Source organism: Klebsiella sp. LTGPAF-6F, assembly GCF_001753185.1.
In the GTDB taxonomy this organism is placed as follows: domain Bacteria; phylum Pseudomonadota; class Gammaproteobacteria; order Enterobacterales; family Enterobacteriaceae; genus Klebsiella; species Klebsiella michiganensis.
The window spans coordinates 3,568,146-3,594,719 of sequence record NZ_CP017450.1; the positions used below are offsets into that span (position 1 = coordinate 3,568,146).

Consider the following 26,574-nt stretch of genomic DNA (forward strand, 5'->3'; position numbering starts at 1 on the left):
CTTATTATTTCGCCTTTGGCATCTGAGAAACCAGAGACAGGTTCACGTCCATCCCTTCCACCTGGAAGTGCGGCACCGCGTACAGCTTCACCCGGAAGAAGCCCGGATTGTCCTCGATATCTTCCACCACCACCTTCGCGTCGCGCAGCGGGTGTGAGGCCTGCAGCTCGTCGCCCGGGTCGGTCATCTCCGTCACCAGACCGCGCACCCAGGTGTTGAGCTCCAGCTCCAGCAGGCGGCGATCCTTGGTGGTACCGATGTTTTCACGCTGAACGAGCTTCAGGTAGTGCGCAATGCGCGACAGCAGGAAGATATACGGCAGACGGGCGTTGATGCGGCTGTTGGCGGTGGCGTCGGCGGTGTCGTACAGCGCCGGCTTCTGGGCGGAGTTGGCCGAGAAGAAGCAGGCATAGTCGCGGTTTTTGTAGTACGACAGCGGGATAAAGCCGAGGCTGGCGAACTCAAACTCGCGGGTTTCCGGGATCATCACCTCCGACGGGATCTTCACCTGGTTGCCTGTGCCCAGATCGTAGAGGTGGATCGGCAGATCTTTCACCGCTCCGCCCGCCTGCGGGCCACGGATCTGCACGCACCAGCCGTTATTAATAAAGCTTTTCACCATATTGGACGCGAAAGAGAACGAGGCGCTGGTCCACAGGTATTTCTCATGGTCCGGGCCTTTCACCTGCTCGACGTAGTTGAAGCTGCGCACCGGCACGGTGTCCGGACCATACGGCAGGCGGCCCAGCACGCGCGGCATCACCAGGCCGATATAGCGCGCGTCGTCGGTGTCGCGAAAGGATTTCCATTTGATGTACTCGGCGCGGTCGAAGTAGTTGCCGATATCCTTGATGGCGGCAACCTCTTCCATGGACTCTTTCAGAAAGAAGGCCGGGCCGACGGCGCCGATAAACGGCATATGCGCCGCGGCGGAGACGCCGGAGATGTTGCGCAGCAGCGCCACGTCCTGCGGGCTGGCGTCGAACTCATACGCGGAGATCACCGAGCCAATCGGCTCGCCGCCCGGGGTGTCGTACTCGGCGGTGTAGGTGTGCCAGTAGAGACCGCTCTGAATCAGCTCCGGCGCGTCTTCGAAGTCCTGGCGCAGATCGTCTTTGGAGACATCCAGAATTTCGGTTTTGACGTTCTGGCGGTAGTCGGTGCTGTCCACCAGCTGCTTCAGCCCGCGCCACAGGGATTCCACCTTCTGGAACTCAGGATGGTGCATCACCGCGTCCAGCTGGCGGCTGATTTGATAGTCCAGCTCCGCGATATGGTGGTCAATCAGGGTCTTGTCGAGCTTCTCCACGGTCTTTCCGGACTGACGGATGCAGTCCATAAACACCTGCATCGCCGCCGTCAGTCGTTCGCCCGCCGGGGCGTCGGACAGCGCGGCATCATCCAGAAAGTCGTTAATATCGCCCAGGCGGGACGCCGGGGTCAGGTTGATTTTGTCAAACAGGGAGGCGTAAACGCTCTCTTTTTCCAGTACAGCGGTCTGCCCCTGCGCGGGGGCGGTTTCAGTATTTACAGACATCAGCATATTCCCGGTTAATCCATTAAATAACGCACGCCGTTTATTTCGGGGCCAGCGCGCTCATTTCGTCGCGTAATTCCTGCGTCAGCGCCGGGTCTTTCAGGATTTTCTCAAGCTCTTTTCTGAAAGTGGCGTTATCAAGGAGGTTGGATTTGAGGTCGCGTAATAAATTACGCATCGCCAGCATGGCGCGGAGCTGGGGGATCTGGCGGGCCACCTGCTCCGGTTCGAAATCTTTCATATCGGCGAAGCGGAGCTGAATATTTTCTTCGGCGCTATCGCCGGCCAGCGTGTTCTGTACCGTGAGGCTGATTTCCGGGCTGAATTCCGAAAGTACGCTGTTGAAGTTATTTTTATTGACGTTGATTTTTGCTCTTTCCGATAATGGCCGGTCTTCTTTGCCATTACTGAAATCACCGATGGTGAGGAGTTTCAGCGGCAGCTCGACTTTCTTCTGCGCGCCTCCTGTGTGCAGAGCCAGCTTTAAATTAATGCGTGCCTTGGGCACCTCATTCTGGAACGTATCAGCCATAGCAGTCCCTTCCCGTGAGGAATAATGTGTTAAAGATAACGGTGTGTGAAGACCCGGATATAGTAGAGCAAAGCGTCAAAAAATATCAACCTGCCGGTTGCAAAGTCCATTATAAGACTTTCCTCAGGCATCTTAAGGCAAATGTAAAAATGAAAATCATCAGACAAACAAAGCCGGTATGTAATAACAACTCTTTTCTTACATTAATTAAAGGCAGGATGTATACCTGACAGAGGAATGTGAATTAAATTCATATCTGAACAGGCAGCGTTGATTGATGCAAATCAATATGTAACACAAATACTGGTCGTTCCGGATGCTGAAACGCGCGCGAACAGGGGCGTAAGAAATAAATTATTTTTTATCGTTTACCGGCTATAAAAAAGTCCAGTAGTGGATTTTAATATGGCTATAATTAATGGCTGCCAGGATTAATATAAAACTCACAAATAATATCTGCCAAATATCCGGTATCGATGGTTAAACCGGACAATGTATAGATTCGCGCTGAGCGCAAAAGAAATAGCGGCATTTCATTCAGCGGATATATTAAAACACAACTTACAATAATGCCTCTCACTCATATCATGCCCTATAACCTTCCTTGCGCCCTCCCCGTGGACAGAGAGAGACAACGTCTTTCTACGGTGAGCCATCCCAGTCAAGTCGCCAGAGAGAACATTCAGCGTTAATGATCCCTCACATCATAACCAGACTGCCCGGTCTCAACGCTGCACTTTTCCCCTCAGCCCTTCTCTTTACCGCCACAGATTCAAAACCTTGATCTTCTCCGTGGCTCAGCGCAGCATGGAAATGCAAACACACTAAAACAAGAATTCGCAACCCAATCACAGGAGAGAATCAGTGCAAACAGGACATCGCTTCCAGGCCACGGATCTGCATCAATTTGTTAAAACCCTTTTCACCCAGATGGGAAGCTCCCTCACCGAAGCATCGCTTATCGCCGACCATCTGATTGCCGCTAACCTGGCCGGGCACGATTCCCACGGCGTCGGCATGATCCCAAGCTACGTACGCTCCCACGCGCAGGGTTATCTCCAGCTCAATCGCCACGCCAGCGTGATGAAGGACGCGGGCGCGGTGGTCACGCTGGACGGCAACGGCGGCTTCGGCCAGGTGGTGGCCCATGAAGCCATGCAGATCGGCATTAAGAAAGCCAGAGAGCACGGTATGGCCGCCGTGGCGCTGCGCAATGCGCACCATATTGGCCGCATCGGCTACTGGGCGGAACAGTGCGCGGCCGACGGAATGATCTCTATCCATTTCGTTAACGTCGTTGGCAACGTGATGGTCGCCCCGTTCCGTGGGAAAGACAGCCGCTTCGGTACTAACCCGCTGTGCGTGGTGTTCCCGCGCGCCGGCCATCCGCCGCTGCTGCTGGATTACGCCACCAGCGCCATCGCCTTCGGTAAAACCCGCGTCGCCTGGCATAAAGGCGTCCCGGTACCGGCGGGGTCGCTGATCGACGCTCACGGCGTCCCCACTACCGACCCGGCGGTGATGCAGACGTCGCCGCTGGGGGCGCTGCTGACCTTTGCCGAACATAAAGGCTACGCGCTGGCGACGCTGTGCGAAATTATCGGCGGCGCGGTATCCGGCGGTAAAACCTCGCATCAGGAGACGCTGCAGGGCAGCGTGGACGCTATCTTCAACTGCATGACCACCATTATTCTCAGCCCGGAAGCGTTCGATGCGCCGGATATGCAGCGCGAGACCGAAGCGTTTATCGACTGGTGTAAACGCTCGCCGCACGACCCGGACGCGCCGATTCTGGCCCCGGGCGAGTGGGAAGAGGCTAACCGCCAGCAGCGTCTGGCGCAGGGGATACCGCTGGACGCCGGCAGCTGGCAGGCGATTTGCGCCGCCGCCGAAGAAGTCGGTTTACCCGCCGACACCCTCGCGCAGCTGCGCCAGAAGCTGGCCTGATTTTTCCCCGATGACGCCCGAACGGGCGTCATGTCATCGTCATTAGTGTCGACATCACCGCCGCCTCGCCCTGCATGATCAATTATTCTATACAAATTCAATAAGTTAAGTTTTGGCACAGCGTATGCATAACGCTCCCGTCATTTGCCGGTGCGCTGGCTCATGACGCCCTGACAAAGGCGGGCCGGGCCCGGCCTGTCCATTGTTGTTTATTCTCTGTTAACAGGTCTGTTACTGATGAAAAAAATCACGAGCGTTTGCCCTTATTGCGGGGCCGGTTGCAAACTTAAGCTGGTCGTCGAAAACAATAAAATTCTCCGTGCCGAAGCCGCCGATGGCGTCACCAACCAAAATCAGCTGTGCCTGAAAGGCTATTACGGCTGGGATTTCCTCAACGACACCCAGCTACTGACGCCGCGTCTGCAGCAGCCGATGATTCGCTATCAGAAAGGCGGTAAGTTCACCCCGGTCAGCTGGGAGGAAGCTATCCGCTATACGGCGAAAAAACTGCGTGAAATAAAGGAGAAGCACGGCCCGCGCGCCATTATGACGACCGGTTCATCGCGCGGTACCGGGAATGAAACCAACTATGTGATGCAGAAATTCGCCCGCGGCGTGCTCCACACCAACAACGTCGACTGCTGCGCCCGCGTCTGCCACGGCCCGTCGGTAGCCGGGCTTCAGCTGGCGCTCGGTAACGGCGCGATGAGCAACTCGATTAGCGATATCGAAAACTCGAAATGCCTGCTGGTCTTTGGCTATAACTGCGCCGACTCCCACCCTATCGTCGCCCGCCGGGTGATTAAAGCTCGCGAAAACGGGGCGAAAATCATCGTCTGCGACCCGCGCCGTATCGAAACCGCCCGCATCGCCGATCGCCATCTGCAGCTCAATAACGGCAGCAATATGGCGCTGGTCAACGCCTTCGCCCACGTGCTGCTGGAAGAGGATCTGTATAACCACGACTACGTCGACCGCTTTACCGAGGGGCTGGACGCCTATCGCGAAACGGTGAAAGACTATTCCCCTGAAGCCGTCGAAGGGATCGTCGGCGTGCCGGCCGCTGAAATTCGCCAGGCGATGCGCATGTTTGCCGCCGCGCCTTCCGCCACCATTATGTGGGGCATGGGAGTCACCCAGTTCGGCCAGGCGGTGGACGTCGTCAGAGGGCTGGCGAGCCTGGCGCTGTTAACCGGTAACCTCGGACGCGCCAACGTCGGCGTGGGGCCGGTACGCGGACAAAACAACGTCCAGGGTGCCTGCGATATGGGCGTCCTGCCGAATATGTTCCCCGGCTACCAGGACGTCACCGACGCCAGCGTTCGTGATAAGTTTGCCAAAGCATGGGGCGTTAACCCGGCTGTCATGGACGACCAGGTCGGCACCCGGATCACCGAAGTGCCGCACAAAGCGCTGGCCGGCGAAATTAAAGCCTACTACATCATGGGTGAAGATCCCCTGCAAACCGAAGCCGATTTAGGCCTGGTGCGTAAGGGGATTGAGGCGCTCGATTTTGTGGTGGTGCAGGATATCTTTATGACCAAAACCGCCGAAATCGCCGATGTGCTGCTGCCCGCCACCTCCTGGGGCGAACACGGCGGCGTCTTTACCTGCGCCGACCGCGGCTTCCAGCGCTTCGAGCAGGCGATTATCGCCACCGGTAATGTTAAGCGCGACTGGGAAATCATCAGCCTGCTGGCCAGCGAAATGGGCTACCCGATGCATTACGATAACAACCAGCAGATCTGGGACGAAATGCGCGAGCTTTGTCCGCTGTTCTATGGCGTCACCTACGAGAAAATGGGCGATATGAACCACGTCCAGTGGCCGTGCCCGACGCTGGATCACCCCGGTACGCCATGGCTGTATAAAGATAACCTCTTCGATACGCCAACCGGCAAAGGCCAGCTGTTCGCCGCCCCGTGGCGCGCGCCTGCCGAGACGCCGGATGAAGCGTATCCGCTGGTGCTCTGTACCGTGCGCGAAGTCGGCCACTACTCGTGTCGTTCGATGACCGGCAACTGCGCGGCCCTGCAATCGCTTGCCGATGAGCCGGGCCGGGTGCAAATCAATCGCGCCGACGCGCAGCGCCTCGGTATCGCCGACCAGCAGCTGGTGTGGGTCAGCTCGCGGCGCGGTAAGGTGATTACCCGCGCCGATATCAGCGATCGCATTAACGAAGGCGCGGTGTATATGACCTATCAATGGTGGGTCGGCGCCTGTAATGAGCTAACGCAGGATAATCTCGACCCGATCTCGAAAACGCCGGAAACCAAATACTGCGCGGTGAAGGTGGAGGCTATCGCGGATCAGCGCTGGGCCGAGCAGTATGCCTGGACAAGCTATAGTGAGATGAAAGCGCGCCTGAAAGCGGCGGTGAACGTGTAAAACAACGCAGGGAGATGCGCGCGTCTCCCTCCATATCCACTTTTGCTCCCGGGGGCTGCGCTCAACGCGCCTTGCCCGGGCTACAGATTCACCGCCATCTGCGGATCGGTAGCCCGGACAGATGCGCAGCATCGCCTCCGGGAAATTCAGCTACTCTGCGCTCTGTTCCCGGGGGCGGCGCGCAACGCGCCTTGCCCGGGCTACAGGTTCAGTGCCGTCTGCGGGCCGGTAGCCCGGACAGATGCGCAGCATCGCCTCCGGGAAATTCAGCTACTCTGCGCTCTGTTCCCGGGGGCGGCGCGCAACGCGCCTTGCCCGGGCTACAGGTTCAGTGCCGTCTGCGGGCCGGTAGCCCGGACAGATGCGCAGCATCGCCTCCGGGAAATTCAGCTACTCTGCGCTCTGTTCTCGGGGGCGGCGCGCAACGCGCCTTGCCCGGTCTACAGGTTCAGTGCCGTCTGCGGGCCGGTAGCCCGGACAGATGCGCAGCATCGCCTCCGGGATCGGTCTCTTACGCCAACAGTTTCTCCACCAGCGCCGTCCACAGCGCCACGCCGTGCGGGATCAGCGCATCGTTAAAATCATATCCGGCGTTATGTAGCGGCTTTGACGCCGTCTCGCCATCGGTACCAATCCAGAAATAGGCGCCCGGGCAGGCCTCCAGCATGCAGGCAAAATCTTCCGAGGCCATAGAGGGATTGCCGTTCCAGCTCACCGCCGATTCCCCCAGCAGCGCGGTCGCCACCTCGCGAACCTTTTGCGCTTCAGCCGGGTGGTTGGTGGTGACGGGATAACCGGGATACCAGGCGATTTTGCCTTCCACGTCTGATACCTGCGGCTGGGCGGCGACATAGCTTTCAATCAGCCCCCTGACCCGCTCACGCACCTGGTTATTCAGACAGCGGAAGGTTCCGCGCAGCACCACTTTATCCGGCAGCACGTTGATCGCCTCCCCGCCGGAAATCTGGGTAATGCTTACCACCGTGGATTCCTGCGGCGACAGGCGGCGCGACGGAATGGTTTGCAGCGCCATAATCAGCTGCGCCGCGGCGACAATCGGGTCCGCCCCGCGCTCCGGCATCGCCGCATGACAGCTCTTGCCGGTCAGGGTGATTTCAAACGCATCGAGAGAGGCCATCATCGCTCCGCTGCCGATCGCCACCTGGCCCAGCGGCATACCCGGCCAGTTGTGCAGCGCGTAAATGGCATCCATCGGGAAGCGCGAAAACAGCCCCTCTTCCACCATCTTACGCGCGCCGCCCAGGTTCTCCTCAGCGGGCTGGAAAACAAAGTGAACGGTACCGCGAAAGCGGCGGGTTTGCGCCAGATGCGCCGCTGCCGCCAGCAGCATCGCGCTATGGCCGTCGTGGCCGCAGGCGTGCATCACGCCCGGATTACGCGATTTATAGTCGACGTCGCTCTGCTCGGCGATCGGTAGCGCATCCATATCGGCCCGCAGGCCAATTACCGGACCCGGGCCGTTCTCCAGCGTCGCGACCACGCCGGTGCCCGCCAGACCGCTATGCACCTGAAGGCCAAATGAAGCGAGCAGTTCAGCGACCCGGCGGGAGGTTTCCTGTTCCTGATACCCCAGCTCAGGGCAAGCATGAAAATCACGTCGCCAGCGAATGGCCTCGGCGATCAGTGAAGGGGATACAGCCATGTCTTACTCCTTTCCTGCACAGCTTCAGCGCTGAACGAGTGTTTTATGCAATACGTTGGGGCTACAGGTAACCCGCTAGCCTATTGGTTATATCCTTTCGCCCGCTCGCTGACAACTGCCGCCAAACCCTGCGCCAACGCGCCTTTGCGCGCCATCCCGCCTGCACTGCGTTTTTTTGTAGTCATATCAACGGTGACATAAGGCGTGCGATTAATTATTATGCAGCTATACTGGCGTTTTGCCGAATAATTCACTCTACAGACCTCCTTAACCGGAAATAAAATGTTCAACCCAGAGCAGAATCGTCTTGCCCCCACGCTGGCGATGATCATGGCGGCTTCATTAGTGGGATTTATCACCGGATACACGGTACCCTTAATCAGTCTGGAGCTGGCGCAGCAGCAGATTGATACCGTTTACGTCGGCCTGCTGGCCGCGCTACCGCCAGCGGGGATGATGATCTCCTCCTTCCTCTCGCCCGCGCTGTGCCGGCGCTTCGAGATGGGGCTTCTGCTCTCCGTCAGCCTGGTGGCGCTGGCGGCGGCAACCATCGCCTCCTGCCTGTCGTTTGATATGGTTCATCTCCTGCTGCCGCGGCTGGTGACCGGCCTGGCGTCAGGGGTGATTATCGTCATTGGCGAAAGCTGGATCACCGGCGGCGCGGCGGGTAAAAACCGGGCAACCCTGACCGGCATTTATGCCTCCGCCTTTACCGGCTGTCAGCTGGCGGGGCCGCTGCTGATCTCCGCCGGAGAAGCGTATCAATCATGGACTCTGCTGCTCGTCGGACTGGTGACCCTCGCCTGTCTACTGATGCTCCGCCATTTGCCCTCCGGCAGCCGCGAACGGCTGGCGGAACGCGCCAGCTGGCGCAGCCTCGGCGCCTTTTTGCCGGTACTGGCTTCCGGCGTATTCTGCTTCGCCTTTTTTGATGCCAGCATACTGGCGCTGCTGCCGCTTTACGGTATGGATAAAGGGCTGAGTGAAGTGACGGCGGTACTGCTGGTCACGGTGGTATTAACCGGCGATGCCGTATTCCAGGCGCCGCTGGGCTGGATTGCCGACCGCTTCGGTATTCGCCGCGTGCATCTGACCTGCGCGGTGGTCTTCTGCCTCGCCCTGCTGGCCTTACCGTTCCTGCTGGCGTCGCATATCCAGCTGATTGTCGGCTGTCTGCTTCTCGGCGCCGCGGCGGGGGCGCTCTATACCCTGTCGCTGGTCCGCGCCGGGAAGACCTTCTCCGGGCAGAAGCTGATTATGATCAACGCCCTGCTGGGATTCTTTTGGTCCGCGGGGAGCGTCGCCGGGCCGGTGGTCAGCGGATTGCTGATAAGCGTTGCGGGGTATGATGGTCTGCTGATGACGCTGTTTGTCAGCGGCGCGCTGTTCCTGCTGATTCAGTGCCTGGGTAAAAGCGAAAAAGCCCTGCTGGCGGACGAACGCGAGCGCGAAGAAGAGATGGATGATATTAGCGAGGCGGCGCAGTAACGCTTAAGGGCAGACACGGTTCGGCAGAACGAAAGCGCCCTCATCGCCCGCGCAGGGTCTTCTCCCCGGCAGCGCAGTCGCGCGCCGGGGCCGGGAGCCATTACAGCACTTTACTTAAAAACGCGGCGGTGCGCGGGTTAGTCGGCGCGCTAAAGATCTGCGCCGGTTTCCCCTCTTCCTGAATAATGCCCTGGTCGATAAAGATAACCCGGTCGGCCACTTCGCGGGCAAAGCCCATCTCGTGGGTTACGATTACCATGGTCATCCCTTCGCTGGCGAGGTTTTTCATCACCTCCAGCACGTCGCCCACCAGCTCAGGATCGAGCGCCGAAGTGGGCTCATCAAACAGCATAATCGACGGCTTCATCGCCAGCGCGCGCGCGATGGCCACCCGCTGCTGCTGCCCGCCGGAGAGGCTGGAGGGCCAGGCGTCGCGCTTATCGCTCAGTCCGACTTTCGCCAGTAGCTCTTCCGCCAGACGCACCGCCTCCGCGCGCGCCGTGCCGCGCAGGCTCATCGGGGCCATAATCAGGTTTTCCAGCACCGTTTTGTGCGGGAACAGATTAAAGCGCTGAAAGACCATGCCGACGCTTTCCCGCATCTTATTCAGATCGGTGGCGCGATCGTGGGCAGCGAAGCCGTTCACCTCAACCACTCCTTCGTTGACGGTTTCCAGCGCGTTCATGCAGCGCAGAAAGGTGCTTTTCCCGGAACCGGAGGGGCCGATAATGCACACCACTTCCTGCGGCTTAATGTCGCAGCTGATGCCGCGCAGAACGTGGCTGTCGCCGAAGCGCTTGTGTAAATTACGAATGTGAATCACTTTTGCCAAACCTCTTTTCCAGACGGTTAACCAGCTGCGCCAGCAGGAAAGTAATAACCCAGTAAACCAGGGAGATGGTCAGGTAGGGTTCCCAGTAGGTGGCGTAGGCGCCGGAAACGGTGCGCGCGGCGTAGGCCAGATCCGCCAGACCAATAGCCGACGCCAGCGAGGAATCTTTAACGATGGCGATAGCGTTGTTGCCCAGCGGCGGCAGAATGCGGCGAAACGCCTGCGGCAGGATCACCTGGCGCATAGTTTTCCACCACGGCATTCCCAGCGCGCGGGAAGCTTCCATCTGCCCCTTATCGATCGACTGGATCCCTGCGCGGAAGATCTCCGACACGTAGGCCCCGGCATTCAGCGTAATCGCCACGATACAGGAGAGAAACGCGCCGTAGTTTGAGCGCAGCTCGCGAGCGAAATCAGCGCTCATCATGCCGCTGGTCACCAGCAGTCCGTCGCGGGGGTTGATAAACAGCGGCACCAGCGCAAAGTGCACCACCATAATTTGCACGAACAGCGGCGTGCCGCGAAACGCGCTGACGTAAAAGCGAACCGGAAACTGCACCAGATAACGCAGAACGTATTTCCATACCCCGTGCTCGGCTTTCGCCATGCGCCCCAGCCCGAGGGTCAGCCCCCACAGGGTGCCGAGGATCACGCAGATAATGGTACATTTAATGGTCATCAGGGCACCGTCCATAAACAGCGGACCGTACTCCTCAATGATCTCCCAACGGAATCCCGTCATAGCCCTTCCCTAAAAAATACGGCTATCGCCAGAGTCGATAGCCGTGATGAAAATAAAAATGCGAATTATTGCGCTGGCAGCGTCGGGACGTTCTCGTCGAACCAGGTTTTATAGATTTTGGCGTAGGTGCCGTCAGCGATGATTTTCTGTAAACCGGCGTTGATCTTCGCCTGCAGCTCGCTGTTGCCTTTCGCCACCGCGATGCCGAAATACTGGCGCTCAAATTTGGCATCCGGCACCAGCTTGAACTGCTTCTCCGGGTGCTGCTTGATGTAGTATTTCACCACGCCGACGTCGCCGACCGCCGCGCTCACGCCGTCTTCAAACAGCTCCTGCAGCATCAGCGGAGTATTATCAAAACGTTTGATCGCGGTACTGTTCTTGCCCAGCACGTCGGAAACCACGATATCGCCGGTGCTGGAGTTCACCACGCCGACTTTCTCGTTTTTTAGCGCCTCAAGGGAGGAGACCTTTGAATCCGCCGGCACGACGATGGACTGCTCGGCCGGGAAATAAGGGGCGGAGAAATCCACCATCTGCTTACGCTTATCGGTGATGGTGATCCCGGAGATAATAATGTCGCGGTCGCCGGTGTTGAGGGTGGCGAAGATCCCTTCCCACGGCGTATTGACCAGTTTGATATCAAAGCCTTCCGCTTTGGCGATCGCTTTGATGATATCGATATCAAAACCTTCCAGCTGTTTCTGGCTGTTCTCGAACTCAAACGGGCGATAGGTTCCGCCGGATCCCACCACGTAAGTTTGCTGAGCCGCGTGGGCGGTGCCGATCATCGCCGCCACCAGGCAGCATGCTTTCATCCACTTCTTAACCATGACAACTCCGTTTTATGCATTAATTTTGCATAAAAATACACACTGTCAGCATGGCATGCAACCGGAAACCTTCCCGACGGTAAATTATCTGCCGTTTAGCTTCGTTTACCGCCGGATTTCCCGATGGCCCGATGCAATTCATTGATCCGCTTCATCGATTTCACCGTTTTTTGCGGCGCGGTGGAGGCGACCGACAGCACGATCATCTCCAGGCAAACCAGCACCGTCCCGTGCAGCGGCACCCGCCCATTATCGCCGCCGCGCGGCACCTCAATGACCACCTGCGCCTCCTGGCTAAAGCGGGAGTCCAGCGCCTGGGTAAGTAAAATCGTCGGGATCCCCAGACGGCGGGCCTCGCGCAGGGTCGTCATCCCCTCCCGGTGCGGCGACTTCTGCCCCATCATAATCAGCACGTCGCCGCGCTGCAGGCCGATCAGCTGCTCGGCGAGGCTAAACCCGGTGCGGTTCATTACGTACGAAGGCAGGCCGATGCGGCTCAGCAGCCTGGCGGTATACTCCGCCAGAATGCCCGAGGCGCCGATCCCAAAAATCCCCACCTGGCGCGCGTCGGTCAGCAGCGCCACCGCCTGGGCCACCGCGGCGCGGTTGTCGGGGCGCGCAAGCACTTCGCAGGCCCGCTGATGCCCTTCCAGCACGAAATCGATGCTCGAATTGACGTCGCTGGATAAGGCGCTCACCGTGGAGATCATTTTTTCCGACGAGGTCGCCGACGGGCCGAACCAGCGCTCCATGGTCTGCTTCAGCTCCCGCAGTCCGGCGAAGCCGAGCGCCTGGATGGCGCGCACCACCGTGGCGTCCGAAGTATTGGTCGCGGCGGCGATTTCCATGGCCGTGCGCTCCAGCACCGCTTCCCGGTTTTCGTTGATATAGCTCACCACCGCCAGCAGACGCGGCGACAGCTGATGCGCGCGGGCGCGAAAACGTTCGCCGAACAGGTCAACCCGCCCCTTCTCTCTTTTGACCACCGTTTTCATTTCAGCCCCTCGGGCAAAGGACGACCGGCAATGTGCGACTGTACCTGGGCGACCATCAGCGACAGCGCGGCGTAGGAGTTAGAGATAACCTCCTCTCGCGGCAGCAGAATGTAGCGCCCGGTGCGGCAGGCGCGCATAAAGTCGCACCAGCCGGGCATCACGCCCTCCATCGCCTGCAGCTCATCCTGCGGCCTGCCGCCGGTATCGGAACGCCAGGTGGCAAATACGAAATCGGCATCCAGCGCCGGCAGCTGCTCGGCGCTGACGTCAATACGCTGGCCATCGGGGATGTTGTCAATCAGCGGTGGGAAGCGGAATCCGGCATCGCGCAGCACGCGTCCCAGCGCATGATAGGCGTGATGCACGGTAACCTTGCCGTTGTTGGCCTGAATCACCGAGACTACGATGTTTTGCGTATCCACCATCGCCTTTAGCTGGGCTATCTGCGCCTGATAGCGGCGTTCGAGGATTAAGAGCCGCGGCTGGGTGCCGGTGAGCTGCGCCAGCTTGCGGTAGATGCGCGGCGCGCTGCCCTGCAGGTGATCGATGCTGACCGTTGGCGCAATCTTCTCCAGCTGCTCCACCGAAACGTGGCGGCTGGGCTCGGTAATAATCAGGTCCGGTTTCGCGGCGGCCACCGCTTCGAGATCGATATCCGCCGTGCCGATAAACCGAATCGCGCTGTTATCGAAATCAACGCCGGTCAGCTGTGCGCTGGCGCGTAAAAAGTGGCTGCCGTCCGGACGCGTCCTCCCGTGGCTGGCCACCGGCGGGACGCCAAGCTCGATCAGCGGGATGGTGATATCCAGATCGTGCAGCGACACAATGCGCTGCGGGTGCAGCGGAACGGTCACCGTACGACCCAAATCATCGGTGAAGGTTTGCGTATCGGCGGCCGAGGCGACGCCCGCCAACAGCACCAGCAGAGAAACGAACCAACGCATAGCGATCCTTTTTGATTTACAGGGCGTCACGGCGACGCCAGAGCAGAACGATAAAAAACGGACAGCCGACCAGCGCAATCACGATCCCTGCAGGGATCTGCAGCGGCGCGAAAGCCAGTCGGCCAATTGTATCGGTGGCTAACACCAGCAGCGCGCCAACCAACGCGCTGCCGCAGAGCAGCGCCACCTGGCCGCCGCGCAGCAGAAACCGCGCCATATGCGGCGCCATCAGGCCAACGAAGCCGAGGCTTCCGACGCAGGAAACGCTGGCGGAGGTCAGCAGCACCGGCGCGAAAAAGCGCAGCAGGGTTAGCTGCTGCAGGCGTACGCCGAGACCGATGGCCGTGCGGTCGCCGAGCAGCGCCGCATCGGCGGCCCTGGCGGTCAAAAAAAGGATCAGCGCCCCGGGCAGTGCCCAGCAGAAGGCGACGGCCAACAGCGGCCAGGTCGCCGCGTGCAGGCTGCCCGCCAGCCAGATCATCGCCGTTTGAACATCGCGCACGTCGGCGGTGGTCATAAAAATGCCCACCGCCGCCGCCAGCGTCCACGACACGCCGATGCCGATGAGAATAAAGCGCGGGCGCGAACAGTCGCGGGCCAGCGCCAGAACCAGCAGCGCCACCAGCACGCCGCCGAGCATTCCCGCCAGCGGCCGCCAGACCAGGCCCACCGCCGGGAAGAACAGCACCAGCGCCAGAACGACAATACTGGCCCCCTCCTTCACCCCGATAAGCCCGGGATCCGCCAGACCGTTGCGGGTAATGCTCTGCATCGCCGCGCCGGCCAGACCGAGCATCGCCCCGCACAGCAGCGCCATAAACAGCCGCGGCAGGCGGATATCAAAGAGGATAAATCGCTGCTGTTCACCCACGATGTCCGCCCCCAGCAGCGCACGGAACAGGGTACCGGAGGGCATCGGGAAGCTGCCGCGGGTCAGGCCAAACAGCGCCAGCAGCAGGATGACGAGCAGCGCGACAGCGGCGATTTTTACCGCCGCAGGGCGCAGCAGAATGTGCCAGCGGCCGCAGGTCAGCGGCCGAAAGCCGGCGCGACGGACGGCGCTTTTCATTTAAAAAACCTCGCGGCGATAAAAATAAATACCGGCGCCCCCACCAGCGCGGTCATCGCGCCGGTTGCCAGCTCCTGGGGCGCAACCAGGGTACGAGCGGCGATATCCGCCAGCAGCAGCACCAGAGCGCCAACCGGAGCGGCCAGCGGCAGCGCCAGGCGAATATCTTCGCTAATCAGCCGGCGCACCGCGTGGGGGACCACCAGCCCGACAAAGCCGATCGGCCCGGCCACCGCCACCGCCGAACCGCACAATAGCGCAATGGCGGTCAGCCCCAGCAGGCGGGTCTGAACAATCTTTACCCCCAGCCCCAGCGCGACCTTATCGCCCAGCGCCAGCACGTTAAGACGCGGCGCGATGACCAGCGCGATCGTCACTCCCGCCAGCGCCGGGAGCAGCGCAGCGCGCAGCGTTTGCCAGTTCAGCCCGGCAAGATCGCCCGCCAGCCAGGTGCGCATCGCCAGCAGCGTTTGTTCATCGAGGATCAGAATCGCCGCGGTGACCGCCGAGGCAAAGGCCGACAGCGCCACCCCGCACAGGGTAATGCGCAGCGGCGTGACGCCGCGCCGCAGGCGGCGGTGAGCGGTCTGGCTAACGCCACGCCGCCGAGGCTGATTCCCAGCGCCGATGTCGCCACTACCGCCAGCGAAGCGCCGGCGTTAAGGCCGAGAATATGCGGCTCGCCCAGCGGGTTGCGGATCACGGTTTGCAGCAGCAGCCCCGCCACGCCGAGCGCCGCGCCGGTGAGCAGCGCCGCCGCGAGACGTACCAGGCGTAAATCGACAATAATTCGGTGGTCAAAATTGCGCGGATCGTAATGGAGCAGCGCCTGCAGCACCGTTTGCGGCGCAATCCAGCGCGCGCCGAGTCCGAGATGCACCAGCGAGCCGCCCAGCAGCAGGCTCAGCAGTACCAGCGCCAGCCGGGGGCGGGATTGTCGGCGCGGCGGCAGCAGCGCGGAGGCGCTCATAACGCCTTCTCCTCACGGGCGCGGAACGGCATAAAAAAGGGCTTACCGGTCTGCGGGTTGAGCGACATCTGCACGTCCACGTCAAAGACGGTTTTGATCAGCTCCGGCGTACAGATTTCCTGTTCATTAATTACCCCGGCGATCGCGCCTTTTTTAAGAAACACTAGCAGGTCGGCGTAGTTCACCGCGAAGTTCAGGTCGTGCAGGACGGTGACCACCGTGCGGCCGTGATCGCGGGTTAAGGTTTGCAGCAGTTCAAGGATGTCGACCTGATAGCGCAGATCGAGCCAGGTGGTGGGCTCATCCAGCAGAATCGTCGCCGTTTGCTGGGCGAGAGCCATCGCGATCCAGCAGCGCTGGCGCTGGCCGCCGGAGAGGCTATCAACCGCCAGGTGGGCAAACTCTGCGGTACCGGTGAGCCGCAGCGCCTCTTCTACCGCCCGTTCATCGGCCTCGGACCATTGTCGCATCAGCCCCTGCCAGGGGTAGCGCCCGCGCGAAACCAGTTCAAAAACCGTCAGCCCTTCCGGGGTCAGCGGCGATTGCGGCAGAATGCCCAGCCGACGGGAAACCTCCCGGGTCGGCATCTGGTGAATCACCTCGCCGTCCAGACGTACGCAGCCCCCCAGCGGCTTGAGCATCCGGGCGATAGTCGACAGCAGCGTCGATTTCCCCGAGCCGTTGGCGCCGGCCAGTACCGTCATTTTCCCGTGGGGGATGGTCAGATGAATACTGTCGACAATTAGCGTCTGGCCATATCCGGCCGACAGGGAATCAAGGACGATCCCCTGCTCTGCAGGCAACACCCGCTGTGGCATAACTCGCTCCTGCGCCGCAACGGCGTGGCGCCAGGCCCGCTCGTTCCGCACTCAAACAAAAATAAATCTCATTCTCTTTTGATCATGCGGTGGATGAATGTAGTAGTCAATACCCTATGACGGCGCCGGCCGCGCGGGTTTACTACCAAAACCTGCACAACATAAAACGACTTTAATCATCAATTAAAACAATAACATATGAAATTTTCACCCAGCCCATTCCTCGCTAATTGATTGATTATTTGTTTCGTCAGTTTTTTATCTTACATAACGTTTACTACTACATGCCTTCATGATTGAATGATTCTCAATTACATATCTGGCGCGCGTTGCGGCGTAAAAAACAGCCAGGTTTATTTTTCAGGGCAATGATTTTATTGGCTTTACCTCTCCGCAAAGGCGAGGTTCGTTCACGAGACACAAAAATGATTCCACTCAATGTCCCTTATTCGGCATTAAAAGGGCGTGCGCTTTTTTCACTGATTTTTTTCACCTCACCGGGATTATTGGCAGCGGTTAATAGCGCCGATAAAACAAAGAAAACCGCTGACGAGACCATAACGGTCGTGGCCGACGGCACTCGGCAACGCGCTACCCAGGGATATCAGCCGGTCAATACCTCGACCGCCACGCTGACTACCATGCCGATGCTGGATATTCCGCAGGTGGTCAATACCGTCAGCGAGCAGGTGCTCGAGGATCAGCATGCGACGAACCTCGACGAAGCGCTGTATAACGTCGCCAACGTGGTACAAACCAATACCCTCGGCGGGACCCAGGACGCCTTCACCCGCCGCGGCTTCGGCGCTAACCGCGATGGTTCAATCATGACCAACGGCCTGCGCACCGTGCTGCCGCGCAGCTTCACCGCCGCCACCGAACGCGTCGAAGTGCTCAAAGGCCCGGCCTCAACGCTGTACGGTATTCTCGACCCCGGCGGATTAATCAACGTGGTGACCAAACGCCCGGAGCGCAGCTTCGGCGGCTCCGTCTCCGCCACCTCCACCAGCTTTGGCGGCGGTACCGGCCAGTTTGACGTCACCGGCCCCATCGACGGGACTCAGCTGGCGTATCGGGTAATTGGCGAATATCAGCATGAAGATTACTGGCGTAATTTCGGCAAAGAGAAGAGCAGCTTTATTAACCCCTCCCTGACCTGGTTCGGCGAGCGGGCGACGGTGAACGTCTCATATTCGCACCGTGACTACAGTACCCCATTCGATCGCGGCACCATCTTCGATCTGAACACCGGCCATGCGGTGAACGTCGATCGCAAAACGCGTTTTGATGAACCGTTTAATATTACCGACGGTTATTCCGATCTCGCGCAACTGAATGCCGAATACCGTCTCAGCGACGCCTGGACCGCCCGCTTCGACTACAGCTACAGCCAGGATCATTACAACGACGATCAGGCCAGGGTAATGGCCTACGACTCGGCGACCGGCAACCTGACCCGCCGCGTCGATGCCACCCACGGTTCCACCCAGAAAATGCACACTACGCGGGCGGATTTACAGGGCAACGTGGTCATTGGCGGTTTCTACAACGAGATCCTCACCGGCCTGGCCTACGAGAATTACGATCTGCTGCGCACCGATATGATCCGCTGTAAGAACGTCAAGGGTTTCAATATCTATAATCCGGTCTACGGCACTGTTGGCAAATGCTCCAGCGTTTCGGCATCCGACAGCGACCAGCGTATTCAGCAGGAGAGCTACGCGGGCTACCTCCAGGACGCGCTCTATCTTACCGATAAGTGGATTGCCGTCGCCGGGGTGCGCTATCAGTATTACACCCAGTACGCCGGCAAGGGCCGCCCGTTTAACGTCAATACCGACAGCAGCGACCAGAAATGGACGCCGAAAGCGGGCCTGGTGTATAAGCTGACGCCGTCCGTCTCGCTGTTCGGAAACGTGGCGCAGTCGTTTATGCCGCAGTCCTCTATCGCCAGCTATATTGGCAATCTGCCGCCGGAAGAGTCGACGTCTTACGAGCTGGGCGCGAAGTTCGATCTGTTCAATGGCGTCACCGCCAATATCGCGCTGTTTGATATTGATAAGCGCAACGTCCTCTACACGGAATCCGTGGGCGATGAGACGGTGGCAAAAACCGCCGGTAAAGTGCGCTCCCGCGGCGTCGAAGTGGACGTGTCCGGGTCGCTGACCGATAACCTGAGCGTTATCGCCAGCTACGGCTATACCGATGCGAAGGTCACCGACGATCCGGATTACAAAGGCAAACCGCTGCCGAACGTGCCGAAACACACCGGTTCGCTGTTCCTGAGCTACGACATTCACAATGTCTACGACAGCAATACGCTGACGGTGGGGGGCGGCGGTCGCGCGGTGAGCAAACGTTCCGGCACCAACGGCGCGGATTATTATCTGCAGGGCTATGCGGTGGCGGATGTGTTTGCGGCCTATAAGATGAAGCTGCAATATCCGGTGACCCTGCAGGTTAACGTGAAGAACCTGTTCGATAAGACCTATTACACCTCCTCCATCGGCACCAATAACCTCGGCAACCAGATCGGCGATCCGCGGGAAGTACAGTTTACGGTGAAGATGGATTTTTAAGCCTCATCCCTGTCCCGGATCGCGGCGCCTTATCCGGGCTAGCACATTGTAGCCCGGGGGCGGCGCGGCCCTACCGCGCCGCCCCCGGGAATCCCCGCCGAACGGTCAGAATCAGCACGCCCCGGATAACGCCTTGCCTTACCAGTCCTCTCCCTGGCCAAGAATGCGCAAAATATCCTGCCGATGCTGCAGCAGCAGCGGATTGTCGCGATGGCGGGGATACGTCAGCGGCAGCGCAAACTCGGCGATAATCCGCCCCGGTCGCGGCGACATGATTAACACCCGATCGCACAGCAGCAGCGCCTCTTCGATGTCGTGGGTAACCAGCAGGCTGGTATAGCCCTGCTGCTGCCACAGGGCGATCAGCTCCCGCTGCATGCTGATGCGGGTAAGGGAATCCAGCTTGCCCAGCGGCTCGTCGAGCAGCAGCAGACGCGGCTCATTCAGCAGCGCCCGGGCCAGCGCCGCACGCTGCGCCATCCCGCCGGAAAGCTGGCGCGGCCACGCTTCGCTAAACGCCTGCAGCCCCATTCGCGAAATCAGCGCGTCGGCCTTTGGCTCAAGCCCCTTTTTCCCCTGCGCCTGCGGTCCCAGCAGCACGTTTTGCCGCACCGTCAGCCACGGATAAAGGGTCGGATCCTGAAACACCAGTATCCGTTCGGGCCCCGGTCCCCCCATCGCCGCCTCATCAATCTGAATTTGCCCGGCCTGCTGCGGCTCCAGTCCCGCCAGCAGCCGCAGTAGAGTGGATTTACCGCAGCCCGAAGGACCGAGCAGCGCGACGCTCTCTCCCGGCCGCAGCTGCAGGCTGATATTCTCCAGCACCGGCACCGTCTGTTTGCCAAGGCTAAAAGCGTGATGCAGATGACTTATCGACACCGCCGCGCCGGTCGATGCCGCCTGAGAAGTGGCGTTCGCGGTTACCATTGCATCCCTCCCCGCTGCCAGCTCAGCAGCCGGTCGCGGACCATAAACAGCCCGCTAATCAGGCCGGAGCAGAGCAGCGCCATCACCAGCAGCGCCGCGTACATATTGGGATAGGCCGCCCAGCCCTGCGCCCACTGGAGATAAAAACCGATACCGGATTTCACGCCGACCATTTCGGCGACGATCAGCACCGAAAACGATGCGCCAAGCCCCATAAACAGGCCGACAAAAACGTTCGGCAACGCGGCGGGGATCGCCACGCGCAGGATCAGGAAACGCTGGCTGGCGCCCAGGGTTCGCGCCACGTCATACCACGCCTTATCGATGCCGATAACCCCGGACCAGGTCAGCACGGTCACCGGGAACCAGGTGCTGAGCGCGATCAGAAACACGCTGGCGCCGAAGCTGGAAGGGAAGATAAACAGGCACAGCGGCAGCAGCGCGGTGGACGGCACCGGCCCCAGCAGACGCAACACCGGATGCACCCAGTAGCCGATCCGCTGGGACCAGCCGATCGCCAGCCCGCTGATAAAACCGCAGCTGGTGCCCAGCAGCACCCCGAGCCCGAGCAGCCCCAGCGAATGCAGAAGGCTATCAAGCAGGCGCGGCCAGTCATCGTGCAGCACCTCAATCAGCGCCTGCGGCGGCGCGAAAAACGGCACCGGCAGAAACGCCGTCTTGGCCGTCAGTCCCTCCCACAGCGCAAAAAGCAGCGGCAGCAGCGCCAGCCACTTTCCGGCATGCTGCAGGCGAGTCCCCCGCTGCCGCCAGTAGCGGTAGCTCAGCGCCAGCAGCAACAGTCCGCCGCCAAGGGTGAACTGCGCCAGCGCCCACCCTTCGCTAAACGGCCAGCGCCGCCCGGCATCGGGCCAGGCCAGGGTAAACAGGCCGCCCAGCAGCCATAGCGCGGCGGCAAGCCAGCCTTCCTTCCACAGCGGCCTGCCGCTTGCCGGGCGCGTCAGCACCCGTTCAGGCGAAAACGTTGACATAAATGCTCTCCGCAAACTGATGGGGATCGGTTCCCGGTTTAATGACCTGCACCCGCTGAAGATCCACGGCGTACTGGGTCAGCTCTTTGACAAACGCCTCGCCCACCGCATGATGGCCGTGCCCCTGGCCGTGGAGAATGCCGCTGACCTCCGCCTCATTGGTATTCAGCGCATGGGCGAGGAAGGATTGCGCCACGCTCTCCGGATGCGCGGCGGCATAGCTGTGCGCCTCAAGAATCGCCTGGGTGAGCGCGGCGGCGGCCGGTTTATGATCGCGCGCCAGGCTACCGCTGACCCCCAGCACGCAGCAGCTCAGGTTAGCGTAATCGCCGGTCATATTGCTGGCGATAAGCTGATATTTACCGGTGTCCAGCAGACGATAGCTGAAGGGTTCGCTGCCGCTGATGGCGGCAATTTCGCGTTTATCCAGCGCCACGCTGAGTAAATCTGCCGGATAGACTTTCCACTGCACATCGCTTATCGGATCGATGCCGTGGCGCTTAAGCAAGATGGCGAAGAAGTTTTTATCCGGCCCGGCCATATCGGTGACGCCGATGGTTTGCCCCTTCAGGCTCTCCAGGCCGCCGAACGGCGAGTTTTTCGCCGTCAGCAGGTTCAGGCAGCCGCCGTGGGTTCCGGCGGTGAGCTTCACGTCGAAGCCCTGCTCCAGCGCCTTCAGCCAGCGCAGCGCCATCCCGACGCCGGCGTCGGCCTTGCCGGTGGCAATCGCCTCCAGCAGCACGTCCGTCGAGTTGCCGAAGTTAACGAACTCCACGTCGAGATTGTATTTACTGAAGATCTTCTGCTGCTCCGCGACGGCAACCGGCGCCAGGCACACCGCGCTTTTGTTAATCGCCAGCTTGATTTTGTACGGCTGCGCCAGGCGCAGGGCCGGGTGTTCCTCACCGCTCGCCATGGCCGCTATATCGTGAGCCCAAAGGGGCAGAGAGGCCCCGGCCAGCGCAAGGCTGCCGGTCAAGCGTAAGAAACGACGGCGAGATGTCATCATGGCGACACCTCCGCATGGGCCTGCGCGGCAGGCACGCTAAAGCCGTTATCAAACGTCGGCGTCACGTCCAGCTTTGCGCGGATCAGCCCGTTGGCGAGGTAAAAGTCCGCTGTCGACTGCTGCTGAGCGACCGTCTTCGCGTCCAGACGCAGCCACTGCGACTGGCGATTGGCAAACTGCGCGCGGGCGATATCCGCCGGGAAACGAATAATTTCCCCCAGCGTTTTACCGTAGCTATCGAGATTGGCGTAGGCCCAGCGCTCGGCGCCGGCCAGGCGATTGAGGTAATCCTGCAGCGCCGCGCGCTTCTGCGGATCCTTAAGGGCATCATCGGTTGCCGCCAGGAAAGTGTTACCCGGCAGCAGCCCTTTGCCGCTGACCAGAATCTGCCCCTCGGCGGTCTTCACCAGCTGCGTGGTATAGGGCTCCCAGGTCGCCCAGGCGTCCACCGAACCGTTGAGCAGCGCCACTTTGGCGTCCACCGGACCGAGAAACACCCACTGCACCTCTTTCGGCGAAATTCCCGCCTGCTCCAGCGCTTTCAGCGCCACAAAGTGGCCAATCGACCCTTTACCGGTAGCGATGCGTTTGCCTTTTAAATCCGCGGCGCTTTTCAACGCGCTGCCGGGCGAGACCAGCACCGCGGTGCCGGCCGGGTTACTTTTATCGACGGCGATGGCTTTAACCGGCGCGCCGTTAGCCAGCGCGAACAGCAGCGGCGCATCGCCGATAATTCCCGCATCCACCGCCCCGGCGTTAAGCGCTTCCGCCAGCGGCGCGGCGGCCGGAAACTCGGCCCATTTAATCTCGTAAGGAAGATCCTGCAGGGCGTTGGCTGCCTCCAGCTGCGAACGCATGCCGCCTTTTTGATCGGCGATTCGCAGGGTGATTCGCTCCTGAGCCGCCGCATAGCCGCTCAGGGCCAGCAGCATAACCACCCCGGCTAAACCGGTAAAATTAAGTCTGCGCATATGAATTATCCTTATTTTTGAAAAGCGTGTTTGCCGGCCGCCAGCCACGCGCTGTCGCTCTGCGGGGTATGTACCCGCCCGCACAGCACGTTGCGATAGTGGCGTTCCAGAGGATTTTGCCGACTCAGGCCATGGTTGCCGGTCAGCTCCAGCGCCAGGTTCACCGCCTGAATGGCGTTGTCGGTAATCGTGACTTTCGCGAGATTCGCCTCAATGGCGGAAAAGCCCAGCTGCGCGGCCTTTTCCAGCAGAGTGCGATTGACCAGTAGCCAGCCGTCAATCTGGCCGACTTTTTCCTGCACCCGCGGCAGGCTGGAAAGGGGTTGCCCAAGGCTGCCCGGAATACGCGTACCCAGCCACGTTACCAGCCAGTCGCGGGCGGCCCGCGCGATGCTGTCGTAAATCGCCGCCAGCAGCGCCGTATGGCGGTTGGCAAACAGACGAAACTGCTCCGCATCCGGCGCGGGAGGCGCATCGGCAGGCCACACGTCCACCGCGTGCTCTGCGGCCACCCGGACGTTGTTCAGCACCACTTCGTGGCTGCCGGTTGCCCGCATTCCGGCGTGATCCCAGCTGTTCACCACGGTAATGCCCTCACTGTCGTGGGGCACCAGCCAGGTGCCGACCAGCGGCGGAGCGTCGTCGCTGCGGCCCCAGATGGCCAGCCAGCTCAGCCCCTCAATACCGGTGGTATAGATTTTATGGCCGTTAATCTGCCACCCTTCCGCGCGGCGGGTCGCCACGGTTTGCGGCAGGCCGCCGCGCGCCGGGGAGCCCAGTTCCGGCTCCACGCGCAGGCTGTTGATCAAGCCTCCCCGCTCGACGGCATCGTGAAAAACCCGCTGGCGCAGCGGCTCGGACCAGTTCTCGTTCTCCGCCAGCCGCAGATGGTGCAGGTACTGCATGCAGACGATCAGCGCCGTCGCCGGTTCGCCCCAGGCGATGGCCGCAATGGCCTGCTGAAGCTCGGCTAAGCCGGCACCTGCCCCGCCGTACTGCTGCGGCACGGCGAGGCTTAAAAAACCGCGCTGGCGCAGACGGTCGATATTGTCGCGGGGAAAGTCGCCGCTGGCGTCGAGACTGGCCGCCTGCTCCGCCATCAGCTGGCGTATCTCCGTCAACCGCCGCGCCCAGTCATCGCTTGTCTGACCGATCACGAGGCGCGCTCCGCCACGGCGCGCAGGGCGGCTTTTTCGCGGGCGATCGGCAGCAGCGCTTTACCGTACTCCTGAGCATCGTTGAGCGGATCGAACCCGCGGATCAGGAAGTTGCGCACGCCGAGGTCGTAGTAATCGAGCAGCGCGTCGGCGACCTGTTCCGGGGTGCCCACCAGCGCGGTGGAGTTGTGGCCGCCGCCTACCAGCTGCGCGATCCCGGTCCACAGGCGTTTATCCACCACCTTGCCCTGCGCCGCCGTCGCCCGCAGACGCTGCGCCCCGACGCTGTCGGGCTTGGCTTTGAAACCGCCTCCGCTCTGCGCCGCCCGCTCGGTGGCGACGTGCAGGATATGCTCGGCTTTCTCCCAGGCCTCGGCTTCGGTCGCGGCGATAATCGGCCGGAACGAGACGCTGAAGTCGATTTCGCGCTGATGTTTCGCCGCCTCGGCCCGCACGCGCTGGATGGTTTCCGCGGTTTGCGCCAGCGACTCTCCCCACAGGGCGAAGACGTTGGCGTGCTTGCCGGCCACGGCAATGGCCGCTTCCGACGAACCGCCGAAATAGAGAGGGATATGCGGTTTTTGCAGCGGGCGAATGGCCGACCACGCCTGTTCCGCCTGATAAAAGTCATTGGTGATATCCACCGGCTGTTCGGCGGTCCATACCTTGCGGACGGTCTCAAGGAAGGCATCGGTACGCGCATAGCGCTGGTCGTGATCGAGGTAATCACCGTCGCGGCGCTGCTCGGCGTCATTGCCGCCGCTGATGATATGTACCGCCAGACGGCCGCCCAGCAGGTGTTCAAGGGTAGCGAACTTACGCGCGGCGAGGGTCGGCGAGACAAAACCGGGACGATGAGCCAACAGGAAGCCGATCTTTTGCGTCGACAGACCCGCCAGCGCGGTCACCAGGAATCCGTCGGGTTGATCGGACCAGTGGCCCACCAGCAGGCGGTCAAACCCGGCGGCCTCGTGGGTTTGCGCGAAACGCACGATGTAATCGCGGTCAAAAATCGGGCCGACCGGGGCGATGGTTTCCGACGACAGGCGGTGGCCGATCATGCCGAGAAATTGAATGCTCATGCAGAACTCCTTATAGCAGGATAATGAGTGGGCCGCCGCGGCGGCGCGTTTTCATTACCCTATACACGGGCTCTTAATGAACAAAATGCATTTTTATCATATCTTAATATGCGAGATAAGCATTTATAAAAATTATATATACGTTTCAGCCAGATACGTTTAGCTGCTGAACGACTTTGCCGGCGAAAAAAGTCAGCGGCTGGCTCAGATTGGCCAGATTCTGCGCGTGAACCAGCCACAGATGCACCTCGGGCTGGAAATCCGCCAGCGTCAATACCGTCACCTCGTCGCGCCACGGGCTGGCGGCCAGCGCGGCGCGCGGCACCAGGCCAAGCCCCAGCCCCTGCGCCACGAGGCTGATTTGCAGCTGGGCGCCCGCGGTCTCGACATTCAGCGCCAGACGCAGCCCCTGGGACTGCAGCTCGCGGATCAGCCCGGCCCGCAGGCCGCAGCCGTCGGGATTGAGCACCCAGCCTTTTTCCGCGCAGTCGCGCAGCGCCCCGGCGTGAAGACGCCAGCTTTTAGCCGCAATCACCACAATATCCAGCGGGCACAGCAGGCGCCCGCCGTAGCCCTCAGCAAAGCGTTGCTGTTCCGGCCCCATCGCCAGCACGCCGTCCAGCTCGACGCTTTCAAGGCGCTTTTGCAGCAGCCCGCTCCAGCCGCAGGTCACCTGCGGTCGCAGGGCGGGAAACTGCTGGCGCAGCGCGCTCAGCGCCGGCTGCAGGGCAATTTCCGCCACGCTCTGCGGGACCCCGAGACGCAGGATACCGTGCGGCTCGGCCTCGGGGTCGAGCAGGCCGTACAGCTTTTTGGTCTCCCGCTTGATGCTCAGGCACTGCTCGTAAACCCGGTGCCCGGCGGCGGTCAGGGTGAGCGGCCGGGTCTGACGCTCCAGCAGCGTTACGTTGAGGGTTTGCTCAAGACGCTGCAGACGACGGGTAATCGCCGATTGGGTAATACCGAGATATTCCGCGGCCTGGTTAAGCGAGGAGAACTGCACGGTGGCCAGCAGTGCGTCAATGTCGTCGATGCGCATAGCGTCCTTAATGTGATTTTTGCATATTAATATATGCGGAAATTGCATTTTAATTATATTAAC

Annotated in this window: 20 protein-coding genes and 3 pseudogenes; 4 read left to right on the plus strand and 19 right to left on the minus strand. The window is 60.6% G+C overall.

The genetic code is table 11. The annotated features are described in order from the left end of the window. Positions 1 to 4: 4 nt before the first annotated feature. Together tssC and tssB are read right to left on the minus strand one after the other, a co-directional pair. Positions 5 to 1,537 (minus strand): type VI secretion system contractile sheath large subunit, encoded by a 1,533-nt coding sequence (gene tssC / locus BJF97_RS16690; RefSeq protein ID WP_038423429.1) that lies wholly within the window; start codon positions 1,535 to 1,537, stop codon positions 5 to 7. 40 nt (positions 1,538 to 1,577) lie between these two features. Continuing rightward, positions 1,578 to 2,069, minus strand: a complete 492-nt coding sequence (gene tssB, locus BJF97_RS16695) for a type VI secretion system contractile sheath small subunit (protein ID WP_014229069.1) — start codon at positions 2,067 to 2,069, stop codon at positions 1,578 to 1,580. 864 nt (positions 2,070 to 2,933) lie between these two features. Between tssB and BJF97_RS16700 the strand changes: the two genes are divergently transcribed. Beyond that, entirely contained in the window at positions 2,934 to 4,016 is a 1,083-nt protein-coding gene (locus BJF97_RS16700; protein WP_032694738.1) for a malate/lactate/ureidoglycolate dehydrogenase, read from the plus strand. A 237-nt stretch (positions 4,017 to 4,253) separates the two neighbouring features. Further along, a complete protein-coding gene (gene fdhF / locus BJF97_RS16705; protein ID WP_004851653.1) occupies positions 4,254 to 6,404 on the plus strand; it encodes a formate dehydrogenase subunit alpha in 2,151 nt (716 codons plus the stop codon). Between the two features lie 511 nt (positions 6,405 to 6,915). Here the strand turns inward: fdhF and BJF97_RS16710 are convergent. Together BJF97_RS16710 and BJF97_RS34745 are read right to left on the minus strand one after the other, a co-directional pair. Further along, entirely contained in the window at positions 6,916 to 8,067 is a 1,152-nt protein-coding gene (locus tag BJF97_RS16710; RefSeq protein WP_014229675.1) for a M20 aminoacylase family protein, read from the minus strand. A gap of 80 nt (positions 8,068 to 8,147) precedes the next feature. Continuing rightward, positions 8,148 to 8,321, minus strand: coding sequence for a hypothetical protein (locus tag BJF97_RS34745; RefSeq protein WP_014838718.1), 174 nt, complete (start codon positions 8,319 to 8,321; stop codon positions 8,148 to 8,150). Between the two features lie 28 nt (positions 8,322 to 8,349). Between BJF97_RS34745 and BJF97_RS16715 the strand changes: the two genes are divergently transcribed. After that, positions 8,350 to 9,555, plus strand: a complete 1,206-nt coding sequence (locus tag BJF97_RS16715) for an MFS transporter (protein ID WP_004139588.1) — start codon at positions 8,350 to 8,352, stop codon at positions 9,553 to 9,555. A 100-nt stretch (positions 9,556 to 9,655) separates the two neighbouring features. On the opposite strand, the gene BJF97_RS16720 is transcribed toward BJF97_RS16715, so the two are convergent. The 8 genes and pseudogenes from BJF97_RS16720 to BJF97_RS16755 all read right to left on the minus strand — a co-directional run bounded on the left by BJF97_RS16720 (position 9,656) and on the right by BJF97_RS16755 (position 16,758). Continuing rightward, entirely contained in the window at positions 9,656 to 10,378 is a 723-nt protein-coding gene (locus BJF97_RS16720) for an amino acid ABC transporter ATP-binding protein (RefSeq protein ID WP_032694745.1), read from the minus strand. Next, a complete protein-coding gene (locus BJF97_RS16725; protein WP_004102832.1) occupies positions 10,362 to 11,129 on the minus strand; it encodes an amino acid ABC transporter permease in 768 nt (255 codons plus the stop codon). The genes BJF97_RS16720 and BJF97_RS16725 overlap by 17 nt, the downstream gene beginning before the upstream one ends. Positions 11,130 to 11,194: 65 nt before the next feature. Next, complete coding sequence (locus BJF97_RS16730; RefSeq protein ID WP_004851663.1) at positions 11,195 to 11,962, minus strand: basic amino acid ABC transporter substrate-binding protein; 768 nt, start codon at positions 11,960 to 11,962, stop codon at positions 11,195 to 11,197. A 95-nt stretch (positions 11,963 to 12,057) separates the two neighbouring features. Next, positions 12,058 to 12,957 (minus strand): MurR/RpiR family transcriptional regulator, encoded by a 900-nt coding sequence (locus BJF97_RS16735; RefSeq protein WP_014838722.1) that lies wholly within the window; start codon positions 12,955 to 12,957, stop codon positions 12,058 to 12,060. Further along, positions 12,954 to 13,927, minus strand: a pseudogene (locus BJF97_RS16740) (iron-siderophore ABC transporter substrate-binding protein); the annotation flags it as partial. The pseudogene BJF97_RS16740 and the gene BJF97_RS16735, both read right to left, overlap by 4 nt. Continuing rightward, a complete protein-coding gene (locus BJF97_RS16745; RefSeq protein WP_032694739.1) occupies positions 13,918 to 14,970 on the minus strand; it encodes a FecCD family ABC transporter permease in 1,053 nt (350 codons plus the stop codon). The pseudogene BJF97_RS16740 and the gene BJF97_RS16745, both read right to left, overlap by 10 nt. Further along, positions 14,967 to 15,940 (minus strand): annotated as a pseudogene (locus BJF97_RS16750) (FecCD family ABC transporter permease). The gene BJF97_RS16745 and the pseudogene BJF97_RS16750 overlap by 4 nt, the downstream one beginning before the upstream one ends. Further along, positions 15,937 to 16,758, minus strand: a complete 822-nt coding sequence (locus tag BJF97_RS16755; protein ID WP_032694740.1) for an ABC transporter ATP-binding protein — start codon at positions 16,756 to 16,758, stop codon at positions 15,937 to 15,939. Before BJF97_RS16755 ends, BJF97_RS16750 begins: the two are co-directional and overlap by 4 nt. A 506-nt stretch (positions 16,759 to 17,264) precedes the next feature. On the opposite strand from BJF97_RS16755, the gene BJF97_RS16760 reads away from it, so the two are divergent. Continuing rightward, complete coding sequence (locus BJF97_RS16760; RefSeq protein WP_088168676.1) at positions 17,265 to 19,337, plus strand: TonB-dependent siderophore receptor; 2,073 nt, start codon at positions 17,265 to 17,267, stop codon at positions 19,335 to 19,337. Positions 19,338 to 19,475: 138 nt separating this feature from the next. Here the strand turns inward: BJF97_RS16760 and BJF97_RS16765 are convergent, their stop codons facing one another. From BJF97_RS16765 to BJF97_RS16795, 7 genes and pseudogenes are all read right to left on the minus strand, one after another. After that, positions 19,476 to 20,264 (minus strand): ABC transporter ATP-binding protein, encoded by a 789-nt coding sequence (locus BJF97_RS16765; RefSeq protein ID WP_014838728.1) that lies wholly within the window; start codon positions 20,262 to 20,264, stop codon positions 19,476 to 19,478. After that, positions 20,258 to 21,253 carry an ABC transporter permease gene (locus BJF97_RS16770; protein WP_014229684.1) on the minus strand — a complete coding sequence of 332 codons (996 nt, stop codon included), beginning with the start codon at positions 21,251 to 21,253 and terminating at the stop codon, positions 20,258 to 20,260. The genes BJF97_RS16765 and BJF97_RS16770 overlap by 7 nt, the downstream gene beginning before the upstream one ends. Next, positions 21,234 to 22,262 (minus strand): ABC transporter substrate-binding protein, encoded by a 1,029-nt coding sequence (locus tag BJF97_RS16775; protein ID WP_103433570.1) that lies wholly within the window; start codon positions 22,260 to 22,262, stop codon positions 21,234 to 21,236. The genes BJF97_RS16770 and BJF97_RS16775 overlap by 20 nt, the downstream gene beginning before the upstream one ends. Next, on the minus strand, positions 22,259 to 23,233 hold the full coding sequence (locus BJF97_RS16780) for an ABC transporter substrate-binding protein (protein WP_014229686.1): 975 nt from the start codon (positions 23,231 to 23,233) through the stop codon (positions 22,259 to 22,261). Before BJF97_RS16780 ends, BJF97_RS16775 begins: the two co-directional genes overlap by 4 nt. An 11-nt stretch (positions 23,234 to 23,244) precedes the next feature. Next, a complete protein-coding gene (locus BJF97_RS16785; protein WP_050595152.1) occupies positions 23,245 to 24,333 on the minus strand; it encodes an acyl-CoA dehydrogenase family protein in 1,089 nt (362 codons plus the stop codon). A gap of 34 nt (positions 24,334 to 24,367) precedes the next feature. After that, positions 24,368 to 25,472, minus strand: a pseudogene (locus BJF97_RS16790) (LLM class flavin-dependent oxidoreductase). 145 nt (positions 25,473 to 25,617) lie between these two features. After that, positions 25,618 to 26,511, minus strand: coding sequence for a LysR family transcriptional regulator (locus tag BJF97_RS16795; protein WP_032694743.1), 894 nt, complete (start codon positions 26,509 to 26,511; stop codon positions 25,618 to 25,620). Positions 26,512 to 26,574 lie beyond the last annotated feature (63 nt).